The 18,045-nt window shown below is 72.4% G+C and carries 14 protein-coding genes and 3 tRNA genes; 9 read left to right on the top strand and 8 right to left on the bottom strand.

Going from position 1 to position 18,045, the window contains the following annotated elements:
* Positions 1-500 precede the first annotated feature (500 nt).
* The 4 genes from purD to ABZ822_RS06000 all read left to right on the top strand — a co-directional run bounded on the left by purD (position 501) and on the right by ABZ822_RS06000 (position 7,538).
* Positions 501-1,754 carry a phosphoribosylamine--glycine ligase gene (purD, locus tag ABZ822_RS06015; RefSeq protein ID WP_360847538.1) on the top strand — a complete coding sequence of 418 codons (1,254 nt, stop codon included), beginning with the start codon at positions 501-503 and terminating at the stop codon, positions 1,752-1,754.
* A 692-nt stretch (positions 1,755-2,446) separates the two neighbouring features.
* A complete protein-coding gene (locus ABZ822_RS06010; protein WP_360848784.1) occupies positions 2,447-4,477 on the top strand; it encodes a hypothetical protein in 2,031 nt (676 codons plus the stop codon).
* A gap of 409 nt (positions 4,478-4,886) precedes the next feature.
* Positions 4,887-6,515 (top strand): N,N-dimethylformamidase beta subunit family domain-containing protein, encoded by a 1,629-nt coding sequence (locus tag ABZ822_RS06005; RefSeq protein WP_360847535.1) that lies wholly within the window; start codon positions 4,887-4,889, stop codon positions 6,513-6,515.
* Positions 6,516-6,638: 123 nt separating this feature from the next.
* On the top strand, positions 6,639-7,538 hold the full coding sequence (locus ABZ822_RS06000) for a phosphoribosylaminoimidazolesuccinocarboxamide synthase (protein ID WP_360847532.1): 900 nt from the start codon (positions 6,639-6,641) through the stop codon (positions 7,536-7,538).
* Positions 7,539-7,735: 197 nt separating this feature from the next.
* Here the strand turns inward: ABZ822_RS06000 and ABZ822_RS05995 are convergent.
* The 8 genes from ABZ822_RS05995 to ABZ822_RS05960 form a co-directional block, all read right to left on the bottom strand.
* A tRNA-Gly gene (locus tag ABZ822_RS05995) sits at positions 7,736-7,808 on the bottom strand.
* Between the two features lie 33 nt (positions 7,809-7,841).
* On the bottom strand, positions 7,842-8,477 hold the full coding sequence (locus tag ABZ822_RS05990) for a response regulator transcription factor (RefSeq protein ID WP_360847529.1): 636 nt from the start codon (positions 8,475-8,477) through the stop codon (positions 7,842-7,844).
* A 17-nt stretch (positions 8,478-8,494) separates the two neighbouring features.
* Entirely contained in the window at positions 8,495-9,988 is a 1,494-nt protein-coding gene (locus tag ABZ822_RS05985) for a histidine kinase (RefSeq protein WP_360847526.1), read from the bottom strand.
* Between the two features lie 32 nt (positions 9,989-10,020).
* Entirely contained in the window at positions 10,021-10,902 is an 882-nt protein-coding gene (locus ABZ822_RS05980; RefSeq protein WP_360847523.1) for an ABC transporter permease, read from the bottom strand.
* The gene (locus ABZ822_RS05975; protein WP_360847520.1) at positions 10,899-11,834 is read right to left on the bottom strand and encodes an ABC transporter ATP-binding protein; all 936 of its coding nucleotides are present in this window, start codon (positions 11,832-11,834) and stop codon (positions 10,899-10,901) included. Before ABZ822_RS05975 ends, ABZ822_RS05980 begins: the two co-directional genes overlap by 4 nt.
* A gap of 231 nt (positions 11,835-12,065) precedes the next feature.
* Positions 12,066-12,141 (bottom strand) — tRNA-Gly (locus tag ABZ822_RS05970).
* A 77-nt stretch (positions 12,142-12,218) separates the two neighbouring features.
* Positions 12,219-12,290: transfer RNA gene (locus ABZ822_RS05965), tRNA-Gly, on the bottom strand.
* Positions 12,291-12,453: 163 nt separating this feature from the next.
* On the bottom strand, positions 12,454-12,771 hold the full coding sequence (locus ABZ822_RS05960) for an Lsr2 family protein (protein ID WP_360847517.1): 318 nt from the start codon (positions 12,769-12,771) through the stop codon (positions 12,454-12,456).
* Positions 12,772-13,069: 298 nt separating this feature from the next.
* On the opposite strand from ABZ822_RS05960, the gene purS reads away from it, so the two are divergent.
* From purS to ABZ822_RS05935, 5 genes are all read left to right on the top strand, one after another.
* Positions 13,070-13,315, top strand: a complete 246-nt coding sequence (purS, locus tag ABZ822_RS05955) for a phosphoribosylformylglycinamidine synthase subunit PurS (RefSeq protein WP_360847514.1) — start codon at positions 13,070-13,072, stop codon at positions 13,313-13,315.
* Positions 13,316-13,371: 56 nt separating this feature from the next.
* Positions 13,372-14,046 (top strand): phosphoribosylformylglycinamidine synthase subunit PurQ, encoded by a 675-nt coding sequence (gene purQ / locus ABZ822_RS05950; RefSeq protein ID WP_360848781.1) that lies wholly within the window; start codon positions 13,372-13,374, stop codon positions 14,044-14,046.
* Positions 14,047-14,134: 88 nt separating this feature from the next.
* Positions 14,135-16,384: a phosphoribosylformylglycinamidine synthase subunit PurL gene (gene purL, locus ABZ822_RS05945; RefSeq protein WP_360847511.1), complete on the top strand. Its 2,250-nt coding sequence runs from the start codon at positions 14,135-14,137 to the stop codon at positions 16,382-16,384.
* Between the two features lie 130 nt (positions 16,385-16,514).
* Positions 16,515-17,027: a winged helix-turn-helix domain-containing protein gene (locus ABZ822_RS05940; RefSeq protein WP_360847508.1), complete on the top strand. Its 513-nt coding sequence runs from the start codon at positions 16,515-16,517 to the stop codon at positions 17,025-17,027.
* Between the two features lie 37 nt (positions 17,028-17,064).
* Positions 17,065-17,964 carry a M23 family metallopeptidase gene (locus ABZ822_RS05935; protein ID WP_360847505.1) on the top strand — a complete coding sequence of 300 codons (900 nt, stop codon included), beginning with the start codon at positions 17,065-17,067 and terminating at the stop codon, positions 17,962-17,964.
* Positions 17,965-18,045: the final 81 nt, after the last annotated feature.

Genomic DNA, 18,045 nt, shown 5'->3' with positions numbered 1-18,045 from the left:
GCCGCGGGGCACCCTGTGGTGCTCTGCGGCGTGGTGCGGTGCGACGCGATGCGGGCGCGGGCGATCGCGGCGTGCGGGCGACCGCTGTCGGCGACCGCGCGACGCCGGATGCGCTGCGCGGCCCACATTCCTACCGTCGCGGCGCGGGCAACGCGCCGGGGATCGCGAGATTTCCGCCCAGAAGGACTGCGGCTACTGGGAGAGGCGTGGCCGGAGCGTCACCCGAAAGAGTGCCCCGCCACTGCTGTACGGCAGTGGGTGACGGGAGGAGTCGGGGTGTCGTCGCCGTGCGCGGGGTGGGGGTCAGGGGGAGGGCGGGGTGGGGGTTCGTACGAGGGCGGGGCCCGTGTGCACGACCGAGGGGGGCCGTGGGGCGGCCGAGAGGGGGCCATGGAGACAAGCGTGAGGGAGCCGCGGGAGCGCCGCTGTCGCGTCGGCGCGGCGCCGGACCGGAGGGGCGGCCCGACGGGCCCGGGGCGCGGCCCATTACCCTGAACCGCGTGAAGGTCCTCGTCATCGGCGGCGGTGCCCGCGAACACGCCCTGTGCCGCTCCCTCTCCCTCGACCCCGACGTCAGCGCTCTCCACTGCGCTCCCGGCAACGCCGGCATCGCCGAGGTCGCCGAGCTGCACGCGGTGGACGCCCTCGACGGCTCCGCCGTGGCCGCTCTCGCCGCCGAGCTGGGCGCCGACCTGGTCGTGGTGGGCCCTGAGGCGCCGCTCGTCGCCGGTGTCGCCGACGCCGTGCGCGCCCGCGGCATCGCGGCTTTCGGGCCGTCCGCGGAGGCCGCTCGGCTGGAGGGCTCCAAGGCCTTCGCCAAGGACGTCATGGCCGCGGCCAACGTGCCCACCGCCCGGTCGTACGTGTGCACCACGCCGGAGGAGATCGACGAGGCCCTGGACGCGTTCGGTGCCCCGTACGTCGTCAAGGACGACGGTCTCGCGGCGGGCAAGGGCGTCGTCGTCACCGAGGACGTCGAGGAGGCCCGCCGCCACGCGCTCGCCTGCGACCGCGTCGTCATCGAGGAGTTCCTCGACGGGCCCGAGGTCTCGCTGTTCGCCGTGACGGACGGCGAGACGGTCGTCCCGCTCCAGCCCGCCCAGGACTTCAAGCGAGCGTACGACGCCGACGCGGGCCCCAACACCGGCGGCATGGGCGCCTACTCGCCGCTGCCGTGGGCCGACCCGAAGCTGGTCGACGAGGTCATGGAGACCGTCCTCCAGCCGACGGTGGACGAGCTCCGCCGCCGCGGCACGCCCTTCTCCGGCCTGCTGTACGCGGGACTGGCGATCACCTCGCGCGGTGTGCGGGTGATCGAGTTCAACGCCCGCTTCGGCGACCCCGAGACCCAGGTCGTCCTCGCCCGCCTCAAGACGCCGCTCTCCGGCCTCCTGTACGCCGCGGCGACCGACGCGCTGCTCGCCTTTCCGCCGCTGCGCTGGAGCGACGGCGCCGCCGTGACGGTCGTCATCGCCTCCCACAACTATCCGGGGACGCCGCGCACGGGCGACCCGATCGAGGGCCTGGAGGAGGCCGGACGGCACGACGAGCACGCGTACGTGCTGCACGCGGGCACGAAGCGGAACGAGGCCGGCGAGATCCTCAGTGCCGGCGGTCGCGTCCTCTCGGTCACCGCGACCGGCCAGGACCTGGCGGCGGCCCGCACGCGCGCGTACGGCGCCGCGTCGCTGATCCGCCTGGCGGACTCCCACCACCGCACGGACATCGCTGCCAAGGCGGCGGGCGAGGTCTGAGCCATCCCGGGGTCCCGGCCTCCCCAGGTCCCGGCCTTCCCGGGTCCCGGCCTTCCCGGGTCCCGGCTTCCCCGGGTCCCGGCCTCTCCAGGTCCCGGCTTTCCCGGCGCCCTCAGCCTTCGAGGGGCCGTCGGCCTTCGAGGGGGCCCTCGGCCTTCGAGGGCGAGGCTCGGTCATGTTTCGCCGGTTCCGCACCCCACGGACGCGGTACCGCCCGGGGCTCCGCCCCGCGACGTCGTATACCGCCGGTTGACGCACAACGGCCCGCGCGGAGCCTCGTCCGGGGCCCTGGGCCGTCGTGCGCGGGGGCACGGAGGCGGAACGATTCACCCCAGGTGGGGCCATATGCGCGGCCTGCCCCGCCGGCCTTCCGTGCCCTGTGGGCCGAGCCCGGCGGAACCGCCTTTGACCAAAGCCATTCCATCGAGTGACCGCTCCGCCATACGGCTGACGCACTCGCACCCCCCAACTAGGGTTCCGCGGAGGCGGAGCCCAGAGCTGCCGCCTCCGGTCGCGCTGCGCGTCCGGCAACTGGCCCACCGGCATTGCGATGTCGGTTCCCGGTGCCACAGTGGGGGGAACGAGCAAGCCGCAAGAGGCCGCGGTCGCAAGGCCGGAGGCCGGTCGTGCACCAGGGAACCAGCAGGGGGTGACTTTCGATCGTGTCCGAGACGTCCGGTGCGGAGCCGGGCATGCACTTCGCGCGGATCCGCGCACTGGCCGTGCTGCGCACCCGCAGCGCCGCGCTGACCGCAGGGCTGCTGCCCGCCGCCGTGGCCGTGGTGCTGTTCGCCGCGGAGGCCACGGGCAGGATCGGCGGTGCCGCCTGGGACGCGGTGCGCTGGGCGATCACCGCGCTCGCGGTCGCGGTGCTGCTCGTGGGCACCGTCGTCGCCCTGGTGGTCGTACGGGCCAGACCCGCGGTCAGCCCCACCGTGCCGATCCCGGAGACCTCGGCCCCCGACCTCTACCGCCTCGTCCGTGACCTCGCCGACCGCCTCGACGTACCGGCGCCCTCGGCCATAGCGCTCACCCCCGACTGCGACAGCTGGCTGGAGGACCGCGCCCATCTCGCGGACGCCCAGGCCCAGGCGCGCAAGCCGGGCGGAGACGGCGGCGGACGCCATGGGCAGGAGGCGCCGGTCCTGGTCATCGGATCGCCGTTCCTGTGGTGGATGCGGGTCGCCGAACTGCGCGCGATACTCGCGCCGGTCGTCGCGGGGACGGGCCCCTCGGCGCATCCGGACATAGCGGCGGCCCGCCGTTTCGTACGGGGTCTGGACGCGGCCGTCGCCGTCACGGCCCGCCGCAGACACTTGGCCTTCGTCGGCTGGCTGGTGCGGCTGATGCTGCGCGGCTGCCGGGACCGGGCCGCCGAGATGGAGCGCGGCGTCGCCGCCGCGGCGTCGAGTCGTGCACAGGCTGTGGACTACGGGCTGAGGATCGTCGCGCAGGAGCAGGTCGGCCTCGCCTATGCGGGCTGGGACCGGCTGCTGACCCGCGTGGCCATGCCCGCCTGGCGGATGGGGCGCTGGCCGTCCCGCCTGGACGCGGGCGTGGTCTCGGCCCTCACCGAACTGTCCCGCCGCGACCGGCTGGCGGAGGGCTTCGCCACGCGCCTGGGGGAGCGGCCCGCGTGCGATCTCCTGGAGGAGCCGGGAGCCGTGGACGAGGCGGCGTCGCTGCTCGCCGCGCGCCTGTTCCACGGCGGGCCCGCGCGATCGGGCCCCGATTGGAGCCCTGTGGACTGGGCGGCCTATCCGGAGGAGGTCGTCGACCGCAAGTGGCGACTGGAGGCCGCGCGCCTCCACCGCGTACTCGACGATCTGCCCCCGCACGCACCCTCACCGCTCGTGTCGGACCGCGCCGAGGACCCGGCGAACCCGCACGCGGCAGGCACACCGGCGCCGGAGAGTCCGGTCAAGGCACCGCCCGCCCCGGCCACCGGTCCCGGCATCACCGGTCCCTGCGTCACCGATCCCACCGGCACAGGTACCGGCAACGGCACCGGTACCGGCACGGCGGACGTCCCGGTCGCGGGCTCCGGCGCGCACGAGGCCGCGCCGCAGGCGGCGCAGGCGGCCGCACCCCCCGCACCCGGGGCGGCGCAGGACGCGCAGCCGCCGGAGACGGCCGACCCGGTGGCGTACACACCGGCACGGTCCGCCACACCGGCACGGTCCGCGGCAGACGTGGCTCCCGGCCCCGGCAGCCCGACCGGGGCGCCGCCGCTGGGGCCGACCCTCGCCCGGGTCGTCGACCGGCTGGCATCCGCCGACGGCGTGGGCATCGGCGAGAAGCTGGCCGAACGGCTCAGCGCGGAGATGGCCCGCGAGGAGGCCGCGGGCCGGCGTGCTGCCGCGGCCGGAGCGGCGGAGCAGGGCCCGGAGGATCCCGGTGAGCTCCCGCTGCTGGACGGGGCCCTGTGGGGCGATGGAACGGTGCCGGCCGCCCCGCTCTTCCCCGTACAGGCACCTCGTTCGGGCCGCGAACTGCTCGCGGACCACATCACCGCCATGGTCTGCTGCGCCGCCGTCGACACGGCGGGGGCCGCACCCGGCCTCGACTGGCTCGACGGGCCGGTGCTCCTCGTCGGCGGCAAGCGGGGAGCCGACCTCGGCACCCCCGTGCTGAACCTGCTGGAGGACGGTGACCCGGGACCGCTCCGCGACTGGCTCGCGGCGGCCGGCGTACGGCCGGAGAAGCCGGTCCGCCTGGTCTAGCCGCAAACCGCAAACCGCAAACCGCAAGCCAAACCGCAAGCCAAGCCGCAAGCCGGCAGCGGCCGTGACGGGCGGACGGCGACCGTCGTCCGCCCGCCCGCGACGCATCACCCACCGTGCACGCGTCGACGGCGCAGGGATCGTGCGATGCGCGCCTCCACGTGATCCCCCGCGCATATGCGTCCGCCTACGCCCTGCGACACCGCCGCTCGTACCACCAGTCCCACCCGCCCCAACAGCCCACAGAATCAGGACACATCAGTACGGACATCCCATTTCCACCAGTCGATCACTGCTTGACATCACACTGCCTGACATCGAATCACCACGAACAGTTACGAACACACCGCTGAGTGTGATGTGCTGTAAGCGGTCAGGGGAGCACCAGTCCGGGAGGGAGGGATCGTCCGTGACTACGGACAGGATCCGCCGCTGGGAGTCGGGCGCACTCGCGCACGCAGTCTCCGACCCCTTCGGTCAAGGCCCATTGCCCTGGCTGCGGGGCAGCGAGAGCTACTTCGACGACACGGGCCACATCGTGCCGTGGTACGTGGACCCGGCCGTCGCCGCCGACGAACAGGGCCCCGGCCAGGACCTCGCAGGCGTCGTCGACCCCGCCATCCCCGGTCCCCGCACCGCGCGCCGCAGACCCGGCTCGCGCTCCGCGGGCTCGCCGGGCCCCCGCACCGCCGACGACGTCAACCGCCAGATCAAAGGTTTCGCCTCCACCAGCGCCGTGGCCCCGGGTGAGGCGATCGACTTCCGGATCACCGTCGATCCGCCCCAGCAGTTCTCCGTCGACGTCTACCGCATCGGTCACTACGGCGGTGACGGTGCCGCGAAGATCACCACCAGTCCGCGCCTCTCCGGCATCGTCCAGCCCGCCCCGCTCACGGCGGACCGCACCGTCTCCTGCCACCACTGGTGGCTGTCCTGGCGCCTTCAGGTCCCCACCCACTGGTCCGACGGGGCCTATGTCGCCGTGCTCACCACCGTGGACGGCTACCGCAGCCACATCCCGTTCACCGTCCGGGATCTCCCGCCCGTCACCCACGCCCCGTCCGCCGACGCGCACCCGGACTTCGTGCGGAGCGAGCGCGAGCGCACCGCCCCGCCCGTCGCGGATCTGCTCCTGCTGCTGCCCGACATCACCTGGCAGGCGTACAACCTGTACCCGGAGGACGGCCACACCGGCGCCAGCCTCTACCACGCCTGGGACGAGGCGGGCCGGCTCCTCGGCGAGAAGGACGCCGCCGTCACCGTGTCCTTCGACCGCCCCTTCGCGGGCGCGGGCCTGCCCCTGCACGTGGGCCACGCCTACGACTTCATCCGCTGGGCCGAGCGCTACGGCTACGACATCGCGTACGCCGACAGCCGCGACCTGCACGCCGGCCGCGTCGACCCCACCCGCTACCGCGGCCTCGTCTTCCCCGGGCACGACGAGTACTGGTCCGTCCCCATGCGCCGTACGGTCGAGCAGGCCCGTGACAGCGGGACCTCCCTGGTGTTCCTCTCCGCCAACACCATGTACTGGCAGGTCGAGCTGTCCCCCTCCCCCTGCGGGGAGCCGGACCGCCTCCTCACCTGCCGCAAGCGCCGCGGCCCCGGCAGACCCGCCCTCTGGCGCGAACTGGGGCGCCCGGAACAGACGCTGCTGGGCATCCAGTACGTGGGGCGGGTCCCCGAGCCCCGCCCGATGGTCGTCCGCAACGCGGGCCACTGGCTCTGGGAGGCGACCGGGGCGACGGAGAACGACGAACTGCCCGGCCTCGTCGCTGGGGAGGCGGACCGTTACTTCCCCCGCACGCCCCTGCCCGAGCACACGCACCGCATGCTGCTGGCCCACTCCCCGTACGAGGACACCGAGGGCGAAGTGCGCTTCCAGGAGACGTCCCTGTACGAGGCCCCCAGCGGCGCCATCGTCTTCGCCTCCGGCACCTTCGCCTGGTCGCCCGCGCTCGACCGCCCCGGTCACGTCGACGCCCGCGTCCAGCGCGCCACCGCCAACCTCCTCGACCGGATCTGCAAGCGCGACTGACGCGGCACCCTGAGCCGGCCCCTCTGCTCTGCCGCTCGGGGTGGGCGGCACCCTGGAGAGAGGAAGCAGGGCCGGTACGGGAGAATCGTGACCGACTCCAGGAACGATCAACGCGGAGGCAGCGTGTCCGGATTCGTGGAAAAGCCCGAGGCCGTCCAGGTACCGGGCCTGGTGCATCTGCACACCGGCAAGGTGCGGGATCTGTATCAGAACGCGACCGGCGATCTGATCATGGTCGCCAGTGACCGCATCTCCGCCTACGACTGGGTGCTGCCCACCGAGATCCCCGACAAGGGCCGCGTCCTCACCCAGCTCTCGCTCTGGTGGTTCGACCTGCTCTCCGACCTGGTCCCGAACCACGTCCTGGGCACCGACCTCCCCGAAGGAGCCCCGGCCGACTGGGCCGGCCGCACGCTCGTGTGCAAGTCGCTCAGCATGCTCCCCGTCGAGTGCGTGGCCCGCGGATACCTCACGGGCTCCGGTCTCGCCGAGTACCGGGAGAGCCGTACGGTCTGCGGCCTCGCGCTCCCCGAGGGCCTGGTCGACGGCTCCGAACTGCCCGCCCCCATCTTCACCCCGGCCACCAAGGCCGCCGTGGGCGACCACGACGAGAACGTCCCCTACGAAGAGGTGGCACGCCAGGTCGGCCCCGAGATCGCCGCCGAGCTGCGCCAGACCACGCTCTCCGTCTACGGCCGCGCCCGTGACGTCGCCCGCGAGCGCGGAATCATCCTCGCCGACACCAAGTTCGAGTTCGGCATGGACGCCGAGACGCTCGTCATCGCGGACGAGGTGCTGACGCCGGACTCCTCCCGCTTCTGGCCGGCCGGCACCTGGAAGCCCGGCCGTCCTCAGCCGTCGTTCGACAAGCAGTACGTCCGCGACTGGCTCACCTCGCCCGCCTCGGGCTGGGACCGAAACGCGGAGCAGCCGCCGCCGGCGCTCCCGTCGGAGGTCGTGGAGCGGACCCGGGCGAAGTACGTGGAGGCGTACGAGGCCCTCACCGGCCTGCCCTGGACGTAACGGCCGACCGCGAACGGTTCACGGCGAACCGTTCGCGGCCAACGCCGACCGGCGACCGCCAACCGCCGACCCCCAACCGCCGACCCCCAACCGCGAACCGCCAGCCGCCAACCGCGGGCGGCGAACGACGAACCGCGAACGACGCACCACGGAACGGCGAGAGGCCCCGGTCGGACGACCGGGGCCTCTTCGTGCGGAGCGGACGACGAGATTCGAACTCGCGACCCTCACCTTGGCAAGGTGATGCTCTACCAACTGAGCCACGTCCGCGCGCCCGGCGCCTGGGCGCCGTGTGCGGGTCCACTATAGCCAACCGCGTTCGCGCGCCGTGCGCACCGCCGTATGACGGTTCTCCGCGGACAACTTCGCGGCGGCGGACGAGAGGTAGTTGCGGACCGTGCCCTGGGAGAGCGCGGCCCGCCGGGCGATCTCCGCCACGGGGGCGCCGTCGGCGGCGAGTTCCAGCACCTCGGCCTCGCGCGCGGTGAGCGGCGAGTCCCCCGCGCTGATCGCGTCGGCCGCCAAGTCCGGGTCCACGTACCGGTTTCCGCCGTGCACGGTGCGGATGATCTCGGCGAGCCGCTGCGCCGAGACGGTCTTGGGCACGAAGCCCCGCACCCCGGCGGCCAGCGCCCGCTTCAGATGCCCCGGCCTGCCGTGGCCGGTCACGATCATCGTCCGGCAGCCGGGCAGTTCGGCGCGCAGCGATATGGCGACCGCCACACCGTCCGCTCCCGGCATCTGCAGGTCCAGCACCGCTACATCGGGCTCATGCGCCCGCGCCATGGCGATCGCCTCGGGCCCGGACGCGGCCTCGGCGACGACGAGCAGGTCGTCCTCGAGGGCGAGGAGCGCGGCGAGGGCTCCCCGGATCAGGTGCTCGTCGTCGGCCAGCAGGACGCGTACGCGCCCGGTCCTGGCGCCGTCGGCCGTGCTCATCAGGGGACCATCCCTTCTCATGCGGACGCCTCCTCGGTCCGGTGTCCGGCCGCCGGTGTCCCACCGGTCCGCGGGGCGGGGGTGGCCGCGGGGGACGGCCCGGCCGTGGTGAGCGGGATCTCGGCGGTCAGACGGAACACGCCGCCCGGGTGCGGTCCGGCGGTCAGGGTGCCGCCGAGCGCGCCCAGCCGTTCGCGCAGGCCCGCGAGACCGGCCCCGGGGCCGGGCAGCCTGGCGTCCGCGGTCGCCCTCCGTGCGGCGGCCGCCGGGTCGAGGGCTTCCCGAACGGCCTTGTCGTCGCTGCCCGTTGACGGGACGGGGTCACCGCACGACGGGACTCCCGGCAGGCCGCTCGCCAGGGTGTCACCGCGCGGCGCATCCATGGCGTCGGAAGTCCCGCTCGCCGCGACCGGCGTCGTCCCGCCGCCCTCCGTGCCGCATACGGTGCCGTCGTTCTCCACCACCAGCACGACGCGTTCGCCGCCGCCCGGCCCCTGGAGGCGGATGGTGCAGCTGTGCGCGTCCCCGTGCCGCAGGACGTTCGTCGCCGCCTCGCGGACGACCCAGCCCAGCGCCGACTGCACGTCCGCGGGCAGTCCGGCTCCGCCGTCCCCCTCCACGCGGCAGACGACCCCGGCCGCGTGCAGCACGGACCGTGCGCCCGCCAGCTCCACGGCCAGATCCGCCTCCCGGTAGCCGCGCACCACATCGCGTACCTCGCGCTGCGACTCCTGCGCGATCCGCTGCACCTCGGTCATCTGCTCCACCGCTTCCGGCCGCCCGCGCCGGGCGAGCTGGACGGCCAGCTCGCTCTTGAGCGCGATGACCGAGAGGTTCCGGCCCATCACGTCGTGGAGATCGCGGCCGAACCGCAGCCGCTCCTCCGCCACCGCCAGCCGCCCCTGCAGCTCGCGGGCGGCGTCCAACTCCCATACGGTGCGCAGGATCCAGGCCGAGAAGCCGTAGGTGAACGCGAAGCCGCTGGATACGAGGAGCGACGCGACCGCCAGGGCGAAGGCGGCTTCCCACCCCAGGCCCACCGCACCGGCCGCGACCGTGACTCCCGCGGAGGAGGCGCCGATGGTCCACAGAACGCGGCGCGGTCCGCGCTGGGAGAGGACGAGCGCACCGACGCCGAAGCCGGTGACACAGACGATCACCATGACTCCGATGCCCGTGTCGGCGAGGTGTCCGGCCCTCAGGGCCGCCATCACGAGCAGGTTCAGGACGCCGGTGGCCGTCCCCACGGCCACGGCGAGCCGCATCGGCTGTCCGCGCCGCCCCGCCACCCAGTCCAGCCCGCGGCCCGTCAGCACCCCGCACAGGACAGCGTGCAGTGCGACCAGGACGAACAGGGCGAGCTGGGCCCGGAATCCGCCGCCGACCTCGAGAATGGCGTTGGTCGCCGTCAGGGGCTCGGCCAGGACGAACGAGTGGAACGTCCACCGCGTGTACCACTCGATCCGCGCAGGATCGCTCCGCTGCCTCCACCACCCCGTCAGCCGCGACATCTCCGCTCCACTTCCCGTCCCGCACTCCGCGCTCAGCGTCTCGGCTCCCAGCGGAACCATCGCCGTACAGCAAACACGGAGAGCGCCGTCCAGGCCACAGCCCGGACCAGGGCGTACAGCACCTCGTCCGCACCGGCGCCACCCAGCCAGCCGTACCGTACGAGGTCCACGACCGGGGTCAGCGGCATCAGCCGCATGACGTCGGACAGCCGCTCCGGCATGACGTCCGGCGGGACGAACAGGCCCGAGCCGAAGAACGACACCGCCATCAGCGGCAACACCGTGAGCTGCGCGCTCTCCACCGTGCGCGTCACCGCGCTCGACACGGCAGCCAGTGCCACCAGCAGCAGCGAGCCCAACAGCACACCCGCGAGCAGCAGTTCGGGCTGCTTCGGCGCGGTCACGTCGAGGATCAGGGTGCCGGCACCGACCAGCAGCGCGCACTGGGCGAGCGCCACGGACACCGACGGCAGCGCCGTCCCGGCGAGGATCTCCAGGTCCTTCGCCTCTCCCGTCCGCAGCCGCTTGAGCACCAGTTCCTCGCGGCGCGCGACATAGGCCGGTACGAGATTGGCGTACACGACCAGGACGAGCACCACGCCGATCCCGCCGGGCATGGCGGTCTCGGTGGCGCTCGTCCCCGTCCCGGCCGCACGGCTGCCGGAGACCGTCAGCCGGATCAGCCACAGCATCGCGACGGGCATGAGCAGCGCCATGAACAGCGCCGTCCGGTTCCGTACGAGCAGGGTCAGCTCGGCGCGGCCGAGGGCCGCCAGCCGCCCCGCGGTGCGGGTGCCTCCGCCCGCGCGCGGGCCCGACGGGCGAAGACGCACCGGCTCGGTCGCGCCGCGCTTCGTCGCGCCGTGCCCTTTCGCGAGGGGGTTCGTCGTGCCCGGCCTCGTCCTGTCCGTCATCGCCCGTCCTCCGCCGCCTCGCCGGAGATCGCCAGGAACGCCTCCTCGAGCGACGCCGCGCGCGCGTCGAGCCGGTCGAGCGTCACCCGCTGGTTCTCCGCCCAGACCAGAAGCGCGGTCAGCGACTCCTGCAGCCGCTCCGTCCGCAGCCGGACCCGCTGCCCCGCCACCTCGTGGCCGGTCACCCCGAGCCGGGGGAGCGGCGGCAGGTCGCCGAGCACATAGCCGAAGGGCAGCTCGAAGCAGATCCGTCCGGGGTGCTGCGCGATCACCTCGGCGGTGGTCCCGGACGCCGCGATACGGCCACGGTGGAGGATCGCGAGCCGGTCGGCGAGCTCCTCGGCCTCCTCGAGGTAGTGGGTCGTGAGCACCACCGTCGTGCCGCCGTCCCGCAGTTCGCGCACCAGGCGCTGGGTCTCGTGCCGCGCCTCGGCGTCGAGACCGGTCGTCGGCTCGTCCAGGAACAGCACCTCGGGACGGCCGATCAGCGCCATCGACAGGTCCAGTCGGCGCCGTTCGCCGCCCGAGAGCTGCTTGACCCGTACACGGGCCCGGTGGCCGAGCCCGACGCGTTCGAGGGCCTCGCCGAGCGGGCGGGCGCCGCTGGTGCAGCCGGCCCACATCCGCGCCGTCTCCTCGACCGTCAGATCCGAGGGGAAACCGCCCTCCTGGAGCATGACGCCGGTGCGCGGCCGCACCTCGTCGCGTCGCTCGTACGGGTCAACGCCCAGGACGCGCACCTGCCCGGCGCTGGGGCGGGCCAGGCCCTCGAGCAGTTCGACGGTCGAGGTCTTGCCGGCTCCGTTCGTCCCGAGCAGGGCGAACAGCTCGCCGCGTGCCACGGAGAAGGAGATGCCGCGCACCGCCTCGAATCCCCCGCTGTAGCCGCGGCGCAGCCCGGTGACGTCGATCACGCACTCGTCGGTCCTCATACGTCCAGCGTTCCGGCGGTCCGCGGGCGCGGGCAGTGCGGGCTGTCACCGCTGTTCATGACAAATGTCATCGGGGCTGAGGCGGGCGGACGACGGCGGTGCGGCGGACCAGCAGGCCACCGGAACGCGAAGGACGGCGGCCCCAAAACGGTGAAGGCCCCAAAACGGTGAAGAACGGTGAACATCCGAGAATGGCGAAGGCCCCGGTCCGAGGACCGGGGCCTTTCCCACTGGAGCGGACGACGAGGCTCGAACTCGCGACCTCAACCTTGGCAAGGTTGCGCTCTACCAACTGAGCTACGTCCGCATGCTCCCGACCGGCTTTCACCGCCCGGTGCGACCATCACTGTACCCGATCGGTGGAGCAGGTCGGGCCGTGACGAGAGCGGGTGACAGGGATCGCACACTGCGCCTCCCCCTTGGAAAGGGGGCGCTCTACTACTGAGCTACACCCGCGCGGCTCCGTGAGGTGCGGCCTTCCGGCCTCGCCCCTCGGTGCGCTCCAGACTTTAGCTGATCGCCCGGGGTGTCGTGCAAGTCGGACGGCGAGCAGCCCTCCACCCGGACGAGGGACGGGTCGTGGTGCGCGGCCTTCGCTCGCGCCGTCCCCCGGGTCCGCTCAACTCGACGCGTTGAACGCCTCGTAGACCTTCTTGGGGATGCGGCCGCGCGGGGGGACCTCCATGCCGTGCGACTTCGCCCAGGCGCGTACGGCCGCGGGGTCGGGTGCCACGGCGGTGTGCCGATAGGTCTTGCCCGACTTGGACCGCTTTCTGCCCGCCTCCACATAAGGGGCGAGAGCTCCGCGCAGTTTCTTCGCATTGGAAGGGTTGAGATCGATCTCGTAGAACCTGCCGTCGAGGCCGAAGGTGACCGTCTCCGCCGCTTCCCCGCCGTCCATGTCGTCGGAGAGTGTGACCACTACGCGCTGCGCCACGGATATCGGTCCTTTCGTGTGGCACGCCCGCAATGACGTGGGAAGACGCGGGTGGCCAGGAGTTCGGGGTCAGTTCTTTTTCATTTGTACAGCGACAGCCTTTGCAATGCGAAGCCCACTGAATTCGCCCCGCGTGTCATGCTGCAATCGGTGACCATACGGTTTTCCCTTGACTTTCCACAGGGGGAACTGGGGCCGATGCGTAAACGTAACCGTACGGTTGATATCTACCCGCGTAGAATTTTCTGCGGGGTACGCTGAGGGAACCGCCTTACGCACCACACCACCGGGAGTGCCAGTGGCACGCGTCGTAGTCGACGTCATGCTCAAGCCGGAGATCCTCGACCCTCAGGGCCAGGCGGTGCAGCGTGCGCTGCCCCGCCTCGGTTTCGAGGGAATCTCCGACGTCCGCCAGGGAAAGCGCTTCGAACTCGAGGTCGACGGGCCGGTCGACGACGCCGCGCTCGCCCGGGTTCGCTCGATGGCCGAGACCTTCCTCGCCAACACCGTGATCGAGGACTTCACCGTGAAGGTCGAGTCGTGACATCCCACCCGTCACCCGCCGCCACCCTCGACGGAGGCCCTGCGGGCCGCAGCAACATCCGCATTGGTGTCGTCACCTTTCCCGGCAGCCTCGACGACCGGGACACCCAGCGCGCAATCCGCAAGGCCGGCGCGGAACCGGTCGCACTCTGGCACCGCGACAAGGACCTGAAGCAGGTCGACGCGGTCGTGCTGCCGGGCGGTTTCAGTTACGGCGACTATCTGCGGGCCGGGGCGATCTCCCGCTTCTCGCCGATCATGGACGGCCTCATCGACCAGGCCAGGGCAGGACTTCCCGTCCTCGGTATCTGCAACGGCTTCCAGGTCCTCACCGAGGCGCACCTGCTCCCCGGCGCCATGCTCGGCAACAACCACCTGCACTTCATCTGCCGCGAGCAGAAGCTCCGCGTGGAGAACGCGGACACCGCCTGGACCGCCGACTACGCGGCCGGCCAGGAGATCCGCATCCCGCTGAAGAACATGGACGGCCGCTACGTCGCCGACGAGCGCACGCTCGACATGCTGGAGGCGGAGGGCCGGGTCGCGTTCCGCTACCTGGACGTGAACCCCAACGGCTCCCTCCGCGACATCGCCGGCATCACCAACGAGGCGGGCAACGTCGTCGGTCTGATGCCGCACCCCGAGCACGCCGTGGAGCCGCTGATCGGCACCGGCGGCACGGACGGGCTCGGATTCTTCACCTCGATCCTCAAGAAGCTGGTCAACGCCTGATGAGCCTCGACACCGGAGCTGCCGAGGGAGCGACCGAGCGCCCCGCACCGCGGCAACAGCACGACCACGCGCGAAGGAGCGACCGAGCGTGACCCTCGACACCGTCAAGCACGCAACCGAGACGCCCGATGTCGATCAGCCGTGGGCCGAACTCGGCCTGAAGAAGGACGAGTACGAGCGCATCCACGCCATCCTCGGCCGCCGCCCGACCGGCGCCGAGCTGGCCATGTACTCGGTCATGTGGTCCGAGCACTGCTCGTACAAGTCCAGCAAGGTCCACCTGAAGCAGTTCGGCGAGAAGGCCCCCGAGAACGACGCCCTGCTGGTGGGCATCGGCGAGAACGCGGGCGTCGTCGACGTCGGCCAGGGCTACGCCGTCACCTTCAAGGTCGAGTCGCACAACCACCCCTCGTACATCGAGCCGTACCAGGGCGCGGCCACGGGCGTCGGCGGCATCGTCCGCGACATCCTCGCCATGGGCGCCCGCCCGGTCGCGGTCATGGACCCGCTGCGCTTCGGTGCCGCCGACCACCCCGACACCCGGCGCGTGCTGCCCGGCGTGGTCGCGGGGATCGGCGGCTACGGCAACTGCCTGGGCCTGCCCAACATCGGCGGCGAGGTCGTCTTCGACTCCTGCTACCAGGGCAACCCGCTGGTCAACGCCCTGTGCGTGGGCGTGATGAAGCACGAGGACATCCACCTCGCCAAGGCCGCGGGCGCGGGCAACAAGGTGATCCTCTACGGAGCACGGACCGGCGGCGACGGCATCGGCGGTGTGTCCGTCCTGGCGTCCGAGACCTTCGATTCCACCGGCCCGGCCAAGCGCCCGGCCGTCCAGGTCGGCGACCCGTTCCAGGAGAAGCTGCTCATCGAGTGCACCCTGGAGATCTTCAAGGAGGACCTGGTCACCGGCATCCAGGACCTCGGCGGCGCCGGTCTGTCCTGCGCGACCTCCGAGCTGGCATCGGCCGGTTCCGGCGGTATGCGCGTGGAACTGGACACCGTTCCGCTGCGCGACGCGACGCTCTCGCCCGAGGAGATCCTCATGAGCGAGTCGCAGGAGCGCATGTGCGCGATCGTCGAGCCCGGGAACGTCGCCCGCTTCCTGGAGATCTGCGAGAAGTGGGACGTCATCGCGACGGTGATCGGCGAGGTGACCGACGGCGAGCGGCTGGAGATCTACTGGCACGGCGAGCAGATCGTCGACGTGCCCCCGCGCACCGTCGCCCATGAGGGCCCGGTCTACGAGCGCCCGTACGCCCGTCCCGCCTGGCAGGACGAGCTGCAGGCCGACGACGCGTCCCGGCTGCCCCGACCGGCCACGGGCGAGGAGCTGCGGGAGCAGGTGCTCCGGCTCGTCGCGTCCCCGAACCAGGCGTCCAAGGCCTGGGTCACGGACCAGTACGACCGCTTCGTGCAGGGCAACACGGTCCTGGCGCAGCCGGAGGACTCCGGCATGGTCCGTATCGACGAGGACACCAACCTCGGTGTCGCCGTCGCGACGGACGGCAACGGCCGGTACGCCAAGCTCGACCCGTACGCGGGCGCGCAGTTGGCGCTCGCCGAGGCGTACCGGAACGTCGCCGCGTCCGGTGCCCGGCCGCTCGCCGTCTCCGACTGCCTCAACTTCGGGTCCCCCGAGGACCCGGCGGTGATGTGGCAGTTCGCGGAGGCCACCCGCGGTCTCGCGGACGGCTGCCAGACCCTGGGCACCCCGGTGACCGGTGGCAATGTCTCGCTCTACAACCAGACCGGCGAGGTGGCCATCCACCCGACGCCGGTGGTGGCCGTGCTCGGCGTGATCGACGACGTCACGCGCCGCACGCCGATCGCCTTCGGCGACGAGGGCCATCTGCTCTACCTCCTGGGCGACACCGAGGAGGAACTGGGCGGTTCGGCCTGGTCGCAGGTGGTCCACGGTCACCTCGGCGGGCTGCCGCCGAAGGTCGACCTGGAGCGCGAGAGGCTGCTGGCCGAGATCCTGATCTCCGCGTCGCGCGACGGCATGATCGACGCCGCGCACGACCTGTCCGACGGCGGTCTGGTCCAGGCGCTGGTCGAGTCGTGCGTCAAGGGCGGCAACGGCGCCCGGGTCGTGGTGCCGGACGGTATCGACCCGTTCGTCCTTCTCTTCTCGGAGTCGGCGGGGCGTGCGGTCGTGGCCGTGCCGCGCAGCGAGGAGCTGCGCTTCACGGACATGTGCTCGGCCCGGGGGCTCCCGGCCGCGCGGATCGGCGTCGTGGACGGCGAAGTCCTGGAGGTCCAGGGGCAGTTCGGCATCTCGCTGTCCGAGCTGGCCGAGGCGCACGAGGGGACGATTCCGGCGCTGCTGGCCTGAGCGCTCGGCGCCTACGGACGAGGGCAGCGGCCCCGCTCATCCCGGTCGGGACGAGCGGGGCCGCGGTCGTTCTTCCACAGGTCTGCGGGAGAGGGCTTGCGCTTTCTACGTAACTACGTAATATCGATGCATGGGACTGGAGCAGCGAGTCACGGCGTTGGAGCAGCGGCTCGCCGCTCTTGAGGGGTCGGGCCACCACGGGGGAGGCCCGGCCCTCCCCAGCGGCGCCGACTTCTGGGCTCTGGACGGGCTCAAGGCCCAGCTGTCGGACGCCGGATCGCCGAACGGCGGTGTGCTGTTCACCGGCGCGGTTCACCTGCCCACCGGCGAGCAGTACGAGTGGCAGTACGGCCGCACCACCGACGACCTGGTCGAGAGCGACTGGGCGGATGCCGCCGAGGCGTTCGCCGCGCTCGGCCAGCCGGTCCGTCTGCGCCTGCTGCGGGAGATCCTGGGCGGACGCCGTACCGCCGCCGAGCTGACCGAGCTCGACGGGGTCGGCACGTCCGGCCAGATCTACCACCACCTGCGGCAGTTGGCGGCCGCCGGCTGGCTGCACACACCGGTCCGCGGACGGTACGAAATTCCCCCGACGCGGGTGGTCCCGCTGCTGGTCGCCCTGGCCACCACGGCCAAGTCCTGACCGGCCTCCACCACACGACCGATCGAGGAGGAACCTTATGTCCGTACGCCGCCCGGCTCTTCGCCCGGCCCTTCGTTCCCTGCGCTGGCTGCGTCCTGGCCTGTTCGGCCTGTTCGTGGTGATCGTCCTCTTCGACGTCTTCGTCGAGCCCGTCCCGCCGGTCCTGTTGTACGGCTGCCTCGTGCTGTTCCTGTCCACGGGGCTGGTGCGGTTCGCGGCCGGGCGGGCGAGGCCGCAGGATCCGCCGCCCCTGGAGGTCGGGCCGCCGGTCGGCGGCCGGTGGAGCGCGCTCAACAGCCCCGCCGACAAGGTCCCCAGTCACGGCATCCGGACCTACGGGCAGGCGTATGCGATCGATGTCGTCAGCGAACCCGCGGACGGGTCGCGCCCGCGCTTCGGCCTCTGGCCGCTCGCCCGTCCGAGCGGTGACTTCCCGGCGTACGGGCAGCCGGTGCTGGCCGTGGCGGACGCGACGGTCGTCCGGGTCCGGTCCGGCCGCCGCGACCAGGGCCTCAGCCGCAACTCCTGGCTCGCTCTGATCCCCTTCTTCATCGAGGGCGCGTTCCGTGATCTGGCCGGAGCGGGCGCCCTCGTCGGCAACCACGTGATCCTCGACCTCGGGGACGGCACGTACGCGCTCTACGCCCATCTGCAGCGCGGCTCGGAAACGGTCCGGGAGGGGCAGCGGGTGAGCGAGGGGCAGGAGATCGCCCGCGTCGGCAACAGCGGCAACTCCACCGAACCCCATCTGCATTTCCAGCTCATGGACGACGCGGATCCGTACGTGGCGAACGGGGTCCCGTTCAGCTGGCGGGGCATCGGGGTGCCGAAGAACGACGAGCCGTTCACGACGGAGGGGGAAGCGGAGGCGGACGCGGATGCTGCTGCGGGCGCCGACACGGAGGCGGCCGGCGTGGAGGTCATACCGCGGCGGTGAGGCGGTGGTCGCGGTGGTGGGCGACGGTGCCCTGGCCGGATCTGGTGCGGGTGGGAGAGCGGAAGGGGGCCGAGAAAGGCG

This window comes from Streptomyces sp. NPDC047108 (genome assembly GCF_040643575.1).
Taxonomy (GTDB): domain Bacteria; phylum Actinomycetota; class Actinomycetes; order Streptomycetales; family Streptomycetaceae; genus Streptomyces.
Note: the sequence above shows the minus strand (reverse complement) of the source record. Positions and strands in the feature narration are given on the sequence as shown.